General features: G+C 58.4%; 8 protein-coding genes. 6 read left to right on the forward strand and 2 right to left on the reverse strand.

What is annotated here, in order from left to right; all coding sequences use genetic code 11:
• The first annotated feature begins 284 nt into the window (after window positions 1-284).
• The 4 genes from araD to rluA all read left to right on the forward strand — a co-directional run bounded on the left by araD (window position 285) and on the right by rluA (window position 7,585).
• On the forward strand, window positions 285-980 hold the full coding sequence (gene araD / locus KGA69_RS02280) for an L-ribulose-5-phosphate 4-epimerase (RefSeq protein ID WP_045389962.1): 696 nt from the start codon (window positions 285-287) through the stop codon (window positions 978-980).
• A gap of 537 nt (window positions 981-1,517) precedes the next feature.
• Complete coding sequence (gene polB, locus KGA69_RS02285; RefSeq protein ID WP_049059867.1) at window positions 1,518-3,875, forward strand: DNA polymerase II; 2,358 nt, start codon at window positions 1,518-1,520, stop codon at window positions 3,873-3,875.
• A gap of 131 nt (window positions 3,876-4,006) precedes the next feature.
• Complete coding sequence (rapA, locus tag KGA69_RS02290) at window positions 4,007-6,913, forward strand: RNA polymerase-associated protein RapA (RefSeq protein WP_045376408.1); 2,907 nt, start codon at window positions 4,007-4,009, stop codon at window positions 6,911-6,913.
• Between the two features lie 12 nt (window positions 6,914-6,925).
• On the forward strand, window positions 6,926-7,585 hold the full coding sequence (gene rluA / locus KGA69_RS02295) for a bifunctional tRNA pseudouridine(32) synthase/23S rRNA pseudouridine(746) synthase RluA (RefSeq protein WP_063413970.1): 660 nt from the start codon (window positions 6,926-6,928) through the stop codon (window positions 7,583-7,585).
• Window positions 7,586-7,646: 61 nt separating this feature from the next.
• On the opposite strand, the gene citX is transcribed toward rluA, so the two are convergent.
• Both citX and KGA69_RS02305 read right to left on the reverse strand, forming a co-directional pair.
• Entirely contained in the window at window positions 7,647-8,186 is a 540-nt protein-coding gene (citX, locus tag KGA69_RS02300; protein ID WP_015368283.1) for a citrate lyase holo-[acyl-carrier protein] synthase, read from the reverse strand.
• 169 nt (window positions 8,187-8,355) lie between these two features.
• A complete protein-coding gene (locus KGA69_RS02305) occupies window positions 8,356-9,720 on the reverse strand; it encodes a 2-hydroxycarboxylate transporter family protein (RefSeq protein ID WP_015368284.1) in 1,365 nt (454 codons plus the stop codon).
• Window positions 9,721-10,194: 474 nt separating this feature from the next.
• Between KGA69_RS02305 and KGA69_RS02310 the strand changes: the two genes are divergently transcribed.
• Both KGA69_RS02310 and KGA69_RS02315 read left to right on the forward strand, forming a co-directional pair.
• Entirely contained in the window at window positions 10,195-11,820 is a 1,626-nt protein-coding gene (locus KGA69_RS02310) for an ATP-binding protein (RefSeq protein WP_049059783.1), read from the forward strand.
• On the forward strand, window positions 11,810-12,508 hold the full coding sequence (locus KGA69_RS02315) for a response regulator (protein ID WP_045397296.1): 699 nt from the start codon (window positions 11,810-11,812) through the stop codon (window positions 12,506-12,508). The genes KGA69_RS02310 and KGA69_RS02315 overlap by 11 nt, the downstream gene beginning before the upstream one ends.
• Window positions 12,509-12,540 lie beyond the last annotated feature (32 nt).

Here is a 12,540-nt window from a genome sequence, read left to right on the forward strand (position 1 = left end):
TCGGGGTAAGGGAACCGACCGGCGCGGTGTCATCTTTCTCCCTCTCCCTTTGGGAGAGGGTCGGGGTGAGGGAACCGACCGGCGCGGTGTCAACTTTCTCCCTCTCCCTTTGGGAGAGGGTCGGGGTGAGGGAACCGACCGGCGCGGTGTCATCTTTCTCCCTCTCCCTTTGGGAGAGGAGTGGGGAGAAGGAACCGACCGGCGCGGTGTCATCTTACTCCCTCTCCCTTTGGGAGAGGGTCGGGGTGAGGGGAACCCAACTCACCTGCTATTCGGAGCACACTATGTTAGAAGATCTCAAACGCCAGGTGCTGGAGGCCAACTTAGCGCTACCGCAGCATAATCTGGTGACCTTAACCTGGGGCAACGTCAGCGCCGTCGATCGTGACAAAGGGGTATTGGTTATTAAACCCTCCGGCGTGGATTACGCAGTGATGACCGCTAACGACATGGTCGTCGTCAGTCTGGAGACCGGTGAAGTGGTGGAAGGCAACAAGAAGCCCTCTTCCGATACGCCGACCCATCGCCTGCTGTATCAGGCATTCCCGACGCTTGGCGGGATTGTGCATACCCATTCGCGCCACGCCACCATCTGGGCGCAGGCCGGGCAATCTATCCCGGCGACCGGCACCACCCACGCTGACTATTTTTATGGCCCGGTCCCCTGCACCCGGTTGATGACCGATGCGGAGATCAACGGCGAATATGAGTGGGAAACCGGCAACGTGATTGTCGAAACCTTCCGTCAGCAGGGCATCGACCCGGCGCAAATGCCCGGCGTGCTGGTGCATTCCCACGGCCCGTTCGCCTGGGGAAAAAATGCCGAAGACGCGGTGCATAATGCCATCGTGCTGGAGGAGATCGCCTATATGGGAATTTTCTGCCGCCAGCTGGCGCCGCAACTGCCGGATATGCAGCAGACGCTGCTCGATAAACACTATCTGCGTAAACACGGGGCCAAAGCCTACTACGGCCAGTAACGGCCGCTGGTTGGGCCAAGTTGTAGAAACTGTTGTCGGTTTACAACTGTTTTGGTCCGGGAAAAACGTGTGTTTTGTGTTAATTCCGAGCATATTGCGCTCCCGATTAATTTTTCTGCGTTATGTCTCTCATGGCGCAGGGAGCGCACAGAGGGCGGCCAGTCGCCGCCGCCCTCTGTACTCCCCGGCTCTGGCCACCAAAATCGTCACTTCGTGGTGCCTTCGACTTATCCCTGCAGGCTTCGGGTCGGGCCGAGGCAGCGTCCTTGCAAATCACGGCCCTCAGCCCGCATCCATGCGGGCTGCCCCGGCCTTCCGGGAACGTCTCAGCGATTTTGAGGCCACCAACACCGGCAGTTTCAGTAGCCACAGGTACAAGGTAGAGACCTTAAGCTCACAATGGCACGAACCGTAGCCCGGATGAGGCGCAAGCAGAAATCCGGGGCAACCGCGGCGCTGAATGCCTGTATAAAACCCCAGCACCTATCGTGAAACCAGGCTATAATCAGGCCTGGTTTTTTATCGTTGAGAGCACGCGTGACGCAGCCGCAAGCAGGATTTTTACTCACCCGTCACTGGCGGGATACCCCGCAGGGAACGGAACTGGCCTTCTGGCTGGCGACCGATAACGGCCCGCTGCAGGTCACGCTGCCGCCGCAGGAATCCGTCGCGTTTATCCCCGAAGTGCAGCGGCAGCAGGCTGAAAGCCTATTGCAAGGTGAAAACGGCTATCGCCTGGCCCCGCTTGCGTTAAAAGATTTCCACCGCCAGCCGGTTTTCGGCCTGTACTGCCGCGCCCATCGCCAGCTGATGCGGCTGGAAAAAAAGCTGCGTGAAAACGGCGTCACCGTTTACGAAGGCGATATCCGCCCGCCGGAGCGCTACCTGATGGAGCGCTTTATCACCGCCCCGGTCTGGGTGGAAGGAGAAAGGCGCGGTTCGCAGTTGGTTAACGCGCGCATGAAACCTAATCCGGATTACCGCCCGCCGCTGAAATGGGTCTCGTTGGATATCGAAACCAGCCGCCACGGCGAGCTCTACTGCATCGGCCTGGAAGGCTGCGGCCAGCGGGTGGTCTACATGTTAGGCCCCGAGCCCGCTACGCCGCCGGATGTGGGCTTCAGCCTGGTCTATGTCGCCAGCCGCCCGCTGTTGCTGGAAAAGCTCAACGCCTGGTTTGCCGAACACGATCCCGACGTGCTGATCGGCTGGAACGTGGTGCAGTTCGATCTGCGGGTCCTGCAAAAACACGCCGAGCGCTACCGCATCCCGCTGCTGCTCGGCCGCGGCAATAGCGAGCTGGAGTGGCGCGAGCACGGTTTTAAGAACGGCGTCTTTTTCGCCCAGGCCAACGGCCGGCTGATTATCGACGGCATCGAAGCGCTAAAATCGGCGTTCTGGAACTTCTCCTCATTTTCACTCGAGGCCGTCGCCCGCGAACTGCTCGGCGAAGGTAAAGCTATCGACAACCCGTGGGACCGGATGGACGAAATCGATCGCCGTTTCCATGAAGATAAACCGGCGCTGGCAACCTATAACCTACAGGATTGCGAGCTGGTGACGCGGATCTTTCATAAGACAGAGATCATGCCGTTTCTGCTCGAACGGGCGACGGTCAACGGCCTGCCCGCCGATCGCCACGGCGGATCGGTCGCCGCCTTCAGCCATCTCTATTTCCCGCGCATGCACCGGCTGGGCTACGTGGCGCCGAATCTCGGCGAAGTTCCCCCGCAGGCCAGTCCCGGCGGCTACGTCATGGACTCCCGCCCCGGCCTGTATGACTCAGTGCTGGTGCTGGACTACAAAAGCCTGTATCCGTCGATCATCCGCACCTTTTTAATCGATCCGGTCGGCCTGGTTGAAGGGCTGGCACAGCCCGATGACCGCCACAGCACCGAAGGGTTTCTCGGCGCCCGCTTCTCGCGCGAAAAGCACTGCCTGCCAGGCATCGTCGGGCAGATCTGGCACGGCCGCGATGAAGCTAAGCGTCAGCATAATAAGCCGCTGTCGCAGGCGCTGAAGATCATCATGAACGCCTTTTACGGCGTGCTGGGGACCAGCGCCTGCCGCTTTTTCGATCCACGGCTGGCGTCGTCGATCACCATGCGCGGCCACGCGATCATGCGCCAGACCAAAGCGCTGATTGAAGCCCAGGGCTATGACGTTATCTACGGCGATACCGACTCCACCTTCGTCTGGCTCAAACGCCCGCATAGCGAAGCGCAGGCGGCGGAAATCGGCCGCAAACTTGTTGCCTATGTTAACGACTGGTGGGCGCAGGAACTGGGCAAAAGCCAGCTGACCAGCGCGCTGGAGCTGGAATATGAAACCCACTTTTGCCGCTTTTTAATGCCGACGATCCGCGGCGCCGATACCGGCAGTAAAAAGCGTTATGCCGGAATGATTCAGGAGGGCGATGCCCAGCGCATGGTGTTCAAGGGGCTGGAGACGGTACGCACCGACTGGACGCCGCTGGCCCAGCAGTTTCAACAGGAGCTGTATCTGCGCATCTTCCGCCATCAGCCGTATCAGGATTATGTACGGGAGACTATCGCAAGACTAATGAACGGCGAGCTCGACGAGCAGCTGGTTTATCGCAAGCGCCTGCGCCGACCGCTGGCGGAGTACCAGCGTAACGTGCCGCCGCACGTGCGCGCCGCGAGGCTTGCCGATGAACACAACGCGAAGCTTGGGCGGGCGCAGCAGTATCAGCAGCGCGGCACCATTAAATACGTCTGGACTACCGGCGGCCCGGAGCCGGTGGATTACCAGCAGTCGCCGCTCGATTACGATCACTATCTGTCAAAGCAATTGCAGCCGGTGGCGGAAGGAATCCTTCCCTTCGTCAACGACGACTTTGCTACAATAGTGACAGGGCAACTGGGGCTATTTTGACAGGTGACTAACACCGCGGCATCCAGTACCATAGCGCCCTTTCCATTCCTGGACCCAATTTTGATTCCTCAGCGTAACTATGCTGAGGATGCACTATTGCCTGCAATTAAAGAACAAAGAGCCGAACACATATGCCTTTTACACTTGGTCAACGCTGGATTAGCGATACAGAGAGCGAACTAGGACTAGGGACAGTGGTAGCGCTGGATGCGCGCATGGTCACTCTCCTTTTCCCCGCCATCGGCGAAAACCGTCTGTACTCTCGCAACGATTCCCCGATCACCCGCGTGATGTTTAACCCGGGCGATACCATTACCAGCCACGAAGGCTGGCAGCTCCACGTTGACGAAGTAAATGAAGAGAATGGGCTGCTGTCCTACACCGGCACCCGCCTGGATACGCAAGAAGAACATGTTACCCTGCGCGAAGTCCTGCTCGACAGCAAGCTGGCCTTCAGCAAGCCGCAGGACCGCCTGTTCGCCGGGCAAATCGACCGGATGGACCGCTTTGCCCTGCGCTACCGCGCGCGTAAGTTCCAGAGCGAACAGTACCGCATGCCGTGGAGCGGCCTGCGCGGCCAGCGCACCAGCCTGATCCCGCATCAGTTGAACATCGCCCACGACGTGGGCCGTCGTCACGCGCCGCGCGTTCTGCTGGCCGATGAAGTGGGCTTAGGTAAAACCATCGAAGCCGGGATGATCCTCCATCAGCAGCTGCTCTCCGGCGCCGCCGAGCGCGTGCTGATCGTGGTCCCGGAAACCCTCCAGCACCAGTGGCTGGTGGAAATGCTGCGCCGCTTCAACCTGCGTTTCTCGCTGTTCGACGACGAACGCTACGCCGAAGCGCAGCACGACGCCTACAACCCGTTCGAAACCGAACAGCTGGTTATCTGCTCCTTAGACTTCGTGCGCCGCAGCAAGCAGCGCCTGGAGCACCTGTGCGACGCCGAATGGGACCTGATGGTGGTCGATGAAGCGCACCACCTGGTGTGGAGCGAAGAGGCGCCGAGCCGTGAATATCAGGCCATTGAACAGCTCGCCGAACGCGTGCCGGGGATACTGTTGCTGACCGCGACGCCGGAACAGCTGGGCATGGAGAGCCACTTTGCGCGCCTGCGTCTGCTGGATCCAAACCGCTTCCACGATTTTGAACAGTTTGTTGAAGAACAGCAAAACTATCGCCCGGTCGCCGACGCCGTCGCCCTGCTGCTGGCAGGCAACAAGCTCAACGATAATGAACTCAATACCCTTGGCGATCTGATCGGCGAACAGGACATCGAGCCGCTGCTGCAGGCCGCTAACAGCGATCGTGAAGATGCTCAGGCCGCGCGCCAGGAGCTGGTTTCAATGCTGATGGACCGCCACGGCACCAGCCGGGTGCTGTTCCGTAACACCCGTAACGGCGTGAAAGGTTTCCCGAAACGCGAGCTGCACACTATTCGTCTGCCGCTGCCGACCCAGTACCAGACGGCTATCAAGGTCTCCGGTATTATGGGCGCGCGCAAAACCGCGGAAGAGCGCGCGCGCGACATGCTCTATCCGGAGCAGATCTATCAGGAGTTTGAAGGCGATACCGGCACCTGGTGGAACTTCGACCCGCGCGTCGAATGGCTGATGGGCTACCTGACCAGCCATCGCTCGCAGAAGGTACTGGTGATTTGCGCCAAAGCCGCCACCGCGCTGCAGCTGGAGCAGGTGCTGCGCGAGCGCGAAGGTATTCGCGCCGCGGTATTCCATGAAGGCATGTCGATTATCGAACGCGACCGCGCCGCAGCGTGGTTTGCCGAAGAAGACACCGGCGCGCAGGTGCTGCTGTGTTCCGAAATCGGCTCCGAAGGGCGTAACTTCCAGTTCGCCAGCAACCTGGTGATGTTCGACCTGCCGTTTAACCCGGATCTGCTGGAGCAGCGTATTGGCCGTCTCGACCGTATCGGCCAGGCGCACGATATCCAGATCCACGTGCCGTATCTGGAGAAAACCGCGCAGTCGGTGCTGGTGCGCTGGTATCACGAAGGCCTCGACGCCTTCGAACATACCTGCCCGACCGGCCGTACCGTCTACGATAGCGTTCACGACGACCTGATTAACTACCTTGCCGCGCCGGAATCCACCGATGGCTTCGACGATCTGATCAAATCCTGCCGCCAGCAGCATGAAGCGCTGAAAGCGCAGCTGGAACAGGGCCGCGACCGTCTGCTGGAGATCCACTCCAACGGCGGCGAAAAAGCGCAGGCTCTGGCTGAGAGCATCGAAGAGCAGGATGACGATACCAGCCTGATCGCCTTCTCGATGAACCTGTTCGATATCGTCGGCATCAACCAGGATGACCGCGGCGAAAACCTGATCGTCCTGACCCCGTCCGATCATATGCTGGTGCCGGATTTCCCGGGCCTGCCGGAAGATGGCTGCACCATCACCTTCGAGCGTGACGTGGCGCTGTCGCGTGAAGACGCGCAGTTCATCACCTGGGAACACCCGCTGATTCGCAACGGTCTGGATCTGATCCTCTCCGGCGATACCGGCAGCAGCACGATTTCGCTGCTGAAGAACAAGGCGCTGCCGGTCGGCACGCTGCTGCTGGAGCTTATCTACGTCGTCGAAGCGCAGGCGCCGAAGCAATTACAGCTTAACCGCTTCCTGCCGGCGACCCCGGTTCGCATGCTGCTGGATAAAAACGGCAACAACCTCGCCGCGCAGGTGGAGTTCGAAAGCTTCAACCGCCAGCTGAGCGCGGTCAACCGCCACACTGGTAGCAAGCTGGTCAATGCGGTGCAGCAGGACGTTCACGCGATTCTGCAGCAGGGCGAAGCGCAGATCGCCAAAGCGGCGCAGGCGCTGATCGACGCGGCGCGTAACGAAGCCGATGATAAACTGACGGCGGAACTGTCGCGTCTCGAAGCGCTGAAGGCGGTGAACCCGAATATCCGTGACGACGAACTGGCGGCGATCGAAAGCAACCGCCAGCAGGTGATGGATGCGCTGGCGCAGGCCGGATGGCGTCTGGACGCGCTGCGTCTGATCGTCGTCACTCACCAGTAACGGAACGCGAAAATGGCGATGGAAAACTACAATCCGCCGCAGGATCCCTGGCTGGTGATTCTGTATCAGGATGAGCACATTATGGTGGTCAACAAGCCGAGCGGCTTGTTGTCCGTGCCCGGCAGGCTGGAAGAGCATAAGGATAGCGTGATGACGCGTATCCAGCGCGATTTCCCGCAGGCCGAATCGGTGCATCGCCTGGATATGGCCACCAGCGGCGTGATTGTGGTGGCGCTGAATAAGGCCGCCGAGCGTGAACTGAAGCGTCAGTTCCGCGAGCGCGAGCCGAAGAAGCAGTACATCGCCCGCGTCTGGGGCCATCCGCAGCCTGCGGAAGGTCTGGTGGATTTACCGCTGATTTGCGACTGGCCGAACCGGCCAAAGCAGAAGGTGTGTTATGAAACCGGCAAAGCGGCGCAAACCGAGTATGAGGTGCTGGAGTACGCGGAGGACAACACCGCCCGCGTGCGCCTGAAGCCGATTACCGGGCGCTCACATCAGCTTCGCGTGCATATGCTGGCGTTAGGGCATCCGATCCTCGGCGACCGCTTTTACGCCACGCCGGAGGCGCTGGCGATGGCCCCGCGCCTGCTGCTGCATGCCGAAACGTTAACTATCACCCATCCCGCCTACGGCAACGCGATGACCTTCCGCGCGCCGATCGACTTTTAAGTCGTTATCCGGACGCCCCGGTCGCGCTACGCCGCCGGGGAAATCTCTAACGCAGACGCGATTAATCGCGGGCGAACCACGCATCGATCATCTGCTCAACGCGAGCGACCACCAGCCCGGTGTCGTGACGACGGCTGCGCGCGCAGGCGTGGGCCGGCTCATCGCACAGCAGGCAGCGGCGCATCGCTTCGCCCTGCGCCTGGCGGCTAATCAGCCCCGCTTGCGGACAAATGACGTCGATATCCCACAGACGTCCCAGCGGATGATTCTGTTCCAGCTCGCTGCATAGCGCTTTGATCTCTTCCGCGGAGTGCTCAACGCACCACATCGCTTCCGGGCCGGTAGGCAGCCACAACACCTGGCGGTCGAGCGTTTTCCAACGCTGCTGCCACAGAAGTTGGTCACAGGCCTGCAGCGCAACACCCATCATATTGCGATAGCGAATACTGTCTTTTACCGCCCCTGGCGTTACCAGAGTGAGAGAAATAACCGGTTGTTGATAATGGTTGAGCCAGTCTTGTTGACGGGCTGCGCGCTGCTCTTTCGCCGCCAGCAGATTTTCCATGCTGACGCCCGCCCGGGCGGGAGTATGCACTGACATTCTTTCCTCTCCTTTAATGATCAAAAAGGCAGCTCGGGGCTGCCGTCGCTATCGCGGATAACGCCGCCTATTGTATCGCTAATTGCACAGAATTTAGGACGCAGGACAAAGAAATTTTCTTCGTCCTGCGGAGGGAAATGGCAGTTTTTGCTGTTAGCGCAGAACTAAATCACGATAAGAAATGACTTAAGAACAGCAGCCCTAACGACACATTAATCGCGCCGCCGATACGGGTAGCTATCTGAGCAAACGGCATCAGGTTCATACGGTTGCCGGAAGTCAGGATGGCGACGTCGCCGGTACCGCCCTGCCCGCTCTGGCAACAGGAGACAATCGCCACGTCGACCGGATGCATCCCCATTTTTTTACCGACGAAGAACCCGGTGGCCACCAGCGCCGAGACGGTGCAGACAATAACCAGCAGGTTGGTGAGCGTGAAGGCATTTACCAGCTCCTGCCACGGGGTAATCGCCACGCCGACGGCAAACAGAATCGGATAAGTCACCGCGGTGCGGAAGAATTTATACACCACCTGCGAGCCCTCCTGCAGGCGCGGCGAAACCACATTCGCCAGCTTCAGCAGCACCGCGAGGAACAGCATGCCAACCGGCGCCGGCAGGCCAATCAATTTATGTCCGAGCATGCCCATCATATACAGCAGCACCGCCAGCAGCGCGCCAGAGGCCAGCGTCGCCACATCAGTTTTACCGCCAAATCCTTCGCTTTCGCTCAGGCTGCGGGTTTCATTACTGCGGTTCGGCATTAGCTGGCCTTCGCCGGTCAGATGCGGGAAGCGTTTGCCAAGCTGGTTCAGACAGCCGGCAATGACGATCGCCGTCAGGCTGCCCAGCATCACCATCGGCAGCACGCGTCCCAGCGCAACTCCCTGATCCATATGCATCAGCGCCGCATAGCCAATCGACAGCGGGATCGCCCCTTCGCCCACGCCGCCGGCCATAATCGGCAACACGATAAAGAAGAAGACCTGGAACGGATCCATTCCCAACAGGCTACCCACGCCGACGCCTACCAGCATGCCGACAACTTCGCCGCACAGCATCGGCAGGAAGATCTTAAGGAACCCCTGAATCAGCGTGGTGCGGTTCATGCTCATAATGCTGCCAACGATAATGCAGCAGATGTAGAGATAAAGAATATTGGTCGATTTATAGAATTTGGTGGTGGATTCAACCACCACATCCGGCAGCAGGCCGTAATGGACCAGCGCTGAAGGAATAAAGGTGGCGCAAATCGCCGCCGCGCCAAGCTTACCGAGTACCGGCAGACGCTTGCCGAACTCGCCGCAGGCAAAACCGAAGAAGGCCAGCGTCGCCACCATCACCACGATATCGCTCGGCAGCTTGCCGCCAAGGCAGTCCAGCGCGATAAGACCACCGGCCAGCAAAAATAGCGGCAGCGGGATAATCCCCACTTTCCAGCTATCCATCACGTGCCACCAGCGCTGCTTCAACGAGGCTTTCGGTTTGTTAATAGGTTCAAGGGTTGCAGAGAATGCGTTGTCTGTGGTGCTCATAAATTCAGCCCTGTAGTTATTATTCCTGTTCAGGGTAGAGGGGCTGGCACGGCGTTAATGTGAGAAAAGGCAGATTAAAAAAGAAGTTTTAATGGTCATTATGGTTTTTATGGTTTCTATACCCTAAATAATTCGAGTTGCAGGAAGGCGGCGACGCAGGGAATCCCCGGGAGCTTACTCCAGTAAGTGACTGGGGTGAGTGAGGACAAATTCGTCAGGAACGAATTTGAACGCAGTTCACTGCGCCCGTAAGGGCGAGGCCCAGGGATGGGCCGAGTTATTGCCAACGCCCATGCAACTTGAAGTATGACGGGTATATTAATCAGCGTGATACATATCTGATTTCTAAACGTGGTTTTTATGGTTTTTTTATTAACCGGATAATTACCCTTTATAAATAGGCGCCAGTAGATAAATTGTTCTTCTGGCCGCTGACGATATCGTTGCCGCATCTCAAATACTGTGCGCATAACTATGAAAGTTTCATTTCAATTTAAGCTGTTCATCTCCCTGGTGGCCTTTTTCTCCATCTTATTCGCTCTGCTTGGCGTTTATTATTATCTCGACGCCAGCCGCCAGCTGTATCAGGAAATGAGCTCCAGGGCGAAAATTCAGGCCGAAGAGATTGCGCTGATGCCCAATCTACGCCAGCAGGTCAGTCTGCACGACCCGCAGGCTATCGGCGCCTTCATGAGGCAAATCGCCGCCCACAGCGATGCCAGCTTTATCGTCATCGGCGATGATAAAGGCGTACATCTGTTTCATTCCGTGCACCCGGAATGGGTCGGCACCCGCTTAGTGGGCGGCGATAACCAGGCGGTGCTGGAAGGCAAAACTATCACTACCATCCGTAAAGGCGGTTTGGGCATCTCGCTACGCAGTAAAACGCCCATTGTCGATGACAACGGGCGGGTGATCGGCATCGTCTCCGTCGGCTATCTGACCAGCTATCTCGACAGCATCACCGTGCAAAAGGTAGTGAATATTTTTGTCGCCGCCATCCTGTTGCTGATCGCCCTGTTTATCTTCTCCTGGTATTTTACCCGCAGTATTAAAAAGCAGATTTTTTCGCTGGAGCCGCGCGAAATTGGCCTGCTGGTTCGTCAGCAAAAAGCGATGATGGAATCGATTTTCGAAGGGGTTATCGTTATCGACAGCCAGCGACGAATTGAGGTGATTAACCACGCCGCCCGCAGCCTGCTGGGGCTTAAGCAGCCCGCGCATCTGCTGCGCGGCAAATCGATTGATAGCGTGATCGCCCCGCAGCCGTTCTTCGCCAGCGGCGCGATGCTGGCGAACGATACGCACGATGAACTGTGTCGCTTCAACCAGCTGACGGTACTCGCCAGCCGGGTGCGCATCATGCTGGAAAACTCGCTGCAGGGCTGGGTGATCACCTTCCGCGACCGCGATGAAATTAACGCCCTCACCGCCCAGCTCAGCCAGGTGAAACGCTATGTCGATAACCTGCGCATAATGCGCCACGAGCAGCTCAACCGCATGACCACGCTCTCCGGCCTGCTGCATATGGGCCACTACGACGAAGCTATTCGCTATATACAGGCGCAATCGGAACATGCTCAGGAGCTGCTGGACTTCATCTCCTCGCGTTTCCGCTCGCCGACGCTGTGCGGCCTGCTGCTGGGTAAAGCCACCCGCGCTTATGAAAAAGGCGTTGAACTGAGCTTTGATCCGGCCTGTCGTATCGATCGCCCGCTGTCGTCGCTGATGGAGTCGGAACTTATCTCGATCATCGGCAACCTGCTGGATAACGCCATTGAAGCGACGCAGCGCGCTGAACTCCCTCACGAGCCGGTCGAGGTACTGATTCAACTCAACGCCCGCGAGCTGATGATTGAGGTGGCCGATCGCGGCGTCGGAATTCGCCCGGATATCCGCGAACGTATTTTTGAGCGCGGGGTGACGACAAAAACCCGTGGCGATCACGGTATTGGTCTGTATCTTATTGAACATTATGTGACTCAGGCTGGCGGCACGATTGAAGTCGCCGATAACGCGCCGCGCGGAACGATATTTACCCTGTTTATTCCCGCCGACCCGCCAGCCCATCCGCAACCGGAGGCCAACGATGCATCATGATCTGGTCGATGTGCTGATCATCGAAGATGAAAACGAGCTGGCCCGCCTGCACGCCGAGCTGATACAGAAACACCCGCGCATGCGGCTGGCGGGAATGGCCGCCTCGCTTTCCCAGGCGCGGCAGATGCTCAACGCCAGGCCGCCGCAGCTGGTCCTGCTGGATAATTATCTGCCGGACGGCAAAGGCGTTACGCTGATGACCGACCCGATTCTGGCCAATGCCAATTGCTCGGTCATTTTCATCACCGCCGCCAGCGATATGGAAACCTGCAGCCAGGCGATACGCAACGGCGCCTTCGACTACATTCTCAAGCCGGTTTCGTGGAAACGGCTGAGCCAGTCGCTGGAGCGCTTTATTCAGTTTTACGATCAGCAGCGGGAATGGAAAATCGTCGATCAGCAAAACGTTGATTCCCTGTATCAGCTGCAGGCTAAAAATTTTCGCGCCGATAACGGCAGCAAGGGCATCGAAGAAAAGACCCTGGCGCTGGTACAAAATTTATTTCATGGCCGCGAAACGCACTGTTTTTCGGTTGACGAAGTGGTCAGCGAAACCGGGCTGAGCAAGACCACCGCCCGTCGTTATCTCGAGCATTGCGTAGAAGTGAGTTTTCTGGAAGTGGAAATGCTGTACGGAAAGATTGGCCACCCGCGGCGGATGTATCGCCGCGCGCAGGGCGCGAACTAAGGCTTCTCCATGAAGGAGAAGCCCTACGGGAT

The sequence above is a fragment of the Klebsiella sp. A52 genome, from assembly GCF_018388785.1.
In the GTDB taxonomy this organism is placed as follows: Bacteria; Pseudomonadota; Gammaproteobacteria; order Enterobacterales; family Enterobacteriaceae; genus Klebsiella; species Klebsiella aerogenes.

What these genes read in the sequence shown, in the direction of transcription:
- araD (WP_045389962.1), top strand. Translation starts at nt 285, where the DNA reads ATGTTAGAAGATCTCAAACGCCAGGTGCTGGAGGCCAACTTAGCGCTA.
- rapA (WP_045376408.1), top strand. Translation starts at nt 4,007, where the DNA reads ATGCCTTTTACACTTGGTCAACGCTGGATTAGCGATACAGAGAGCGAA.
- rluA (WP_063413970.1), top strand. Translation starts at nt 6,926, where the DNA reads ATGGCGATGGAAAACTACAATCCGCCGCAGGATCCCTGGCTGGTGATT.
- citX (WP_015368283.1), bottom strand. Translation starts at nt 8,186, where the DNA reads ATGTCAGTGCATACTCCCGCCCGGGCGGGCGTCAGCATGGAAAATCTG.
- KGA69_RS02305 (WP_015368284.1), bottom strand. Translation starts at nt 9,720, where the DNA reads ATGAGCACCACAGACAACGCATTCTCTGCAACCCTTGAACCTATTAAC.
- KGA69_RS02310 (WP_049059783.1), top strand. Translation starts at nt 10,195, where the DNA reads ATGAAAGTTTCATTTCAATTTAAGCTGTTCATCTCCCTGGTGGCCTTT.
- KGA69_RS02315 (WP_045397296.1), top strand. Translation starts at nt 11,810, where the DNA reads ATGCATCATGATCTGGTCGATGTGCTGATCATCGAAGATGAAAACGAG.